The sequence below is a fragment of the Micromonospora globbae genome (genome assembly GCF_003610785.1).
Classification (GTDB): domain Bacteria; phylum Actinomycetota; class Actinomycetes; order Mycobacteriales; family Micromonosporaceae; genus Micromonospora; species Micromonospora globbae.
The window spans coordinates 1-1,503 of the sequence record NZ_RAQQ01000090.1 but is presented as its reverse complement, the minus strand read 5'-3'; the positions used below and the strand labels follow the sequence as shown (position 1 = coordinate 1,503).

Sequence of the window (1,503 nt, the reverse complement as noted above, 5' to 3'; positions counted from 1 at the left end):
CGACCCTCGCCGACCGGCACTCTGACCTGGTCAGCGGGGAGGTATCTGGCCATCCACGGGGAGATCCCTGGCCACCAGCGGGGCGACATATGGCCGCCTACGGGGAGTATTCACTGGCCGCCGACACCGGGGCACGGGGTCGCGTCTTCCAGCCTCACGCCATCGCTGACGCACACCGCCCATGGCGATCGGAGAGTCGACCACGCAGCCACCTGGCGCGCCATATCCCTACCCGCGGGGATGCTCGCAGCATGTCCCATATCTGGGGCAGCTCGACAGCGCACGAGCACATGTGCCTGCGGTGAAAGACGAACGCCGGGCGCCATGTTGGTTGCTCAACCGCCCGGGAGGGGACGCGCCCCATGCGGGCATAGTGTGCCTCGGCGTGCGCGCCGAGGCCGAGTCGCACCATCCCGGGCATGGTGTGCCCCGGGGCGGCGCGCCGAGGCCACAACATCGGGGATGTTGTGGCCTCGATCGCTCCTCGATGCGACAACATCCAGGAAATTGCGCGATCTTGTCGAGCGATCGGCGCGCGGGGGGGCGTCGTGCGTGGCCCCGCAGGTGGCCTCGGCGGACGACGAACCGGGAACGACACCGGGCTCGCACCCGCAACGCGCGGGGTCGCACAGGATTACGCGGGATGGGGGCTGGGCGTGGCCGGCGATGTCGGAGCCGATTCAGCTCTAGAGGACCGCCCAACCCCGGTGGCCGCGGCGACGAACGTGGAAGGACGGGGCCTGCGCCGGGAACACCCATACGGGCCCGATCTGCGCCAACGGGCTGCTGCGGGGTCGTGCGGGATGGGCCCGGCTGCGGCTGGCGATGTCGTAGACGATTCAGCTCCAAAGCCCCGACCCGCACCCTTAGCTCGCCGCAGGCGACCCCGCGACGCCCGCGGCGGGCCGCCCCATCTGGGGCCGAATGTCCGGTTCACCGGCCACCGGCTGGGCGTCATGTCCCGTTATCAGGTCGGGTGTGCCGTGGCCGGGGCCACCCCCACGGCGGAATCATGCCCACCCCCGCGTCGTTGAACATATCGACGCCGGGCCGAGCAGCCACCGGCCAGCAGGAACCGCCCGCCGCAGCCCCCGAGCCCGCCCCGACGCGGGCCCCGAGCCCGGCGGAATGCATCCCCGGCCCGGACCGTTACACCCCCGAGGCGCCGAGCAGGCACCGCCGCCACGCGCCCTCGAACTTCTGATCTTCCATGGCACACCCACCCCCGAACACGCGTGTGCCACACACACCCCCGACCAGAGAGGCACCCATCATGCGTACCGATCTGATCCGCAAGACCGCCCTCACCGCCGCGACCATCGCCGCCACCGGCGGCGGCATCGCCGGCCCCGCCATCGCCGCCCACGCCGCCGCCCCCGAGGGCAAGCCCGCCGCGCAGGTCCAGAACCGCAAGGACCACGGCCAACGCGAACTCAACGTCCGCTACGAGGCCCAGCCCAACTTCTACTACTGCGGCCCCGCCGCCACCCGCAACGCCCTCTC

Annotated in this window: 1 pseudogene; it reads left to right on the top strand. The window is 71.7% G+C overall.

Going from position 1 to position 1,503, the window contains the following annotated elements:
• Positions 1-1,273: 1,273 nt before the first annotated feature.
• A pseudogene (locus tag D7I43_RS32415) lies at positions 1,274-1,503 on the top strand (C39 family peptidase); the annotation flags it as partial.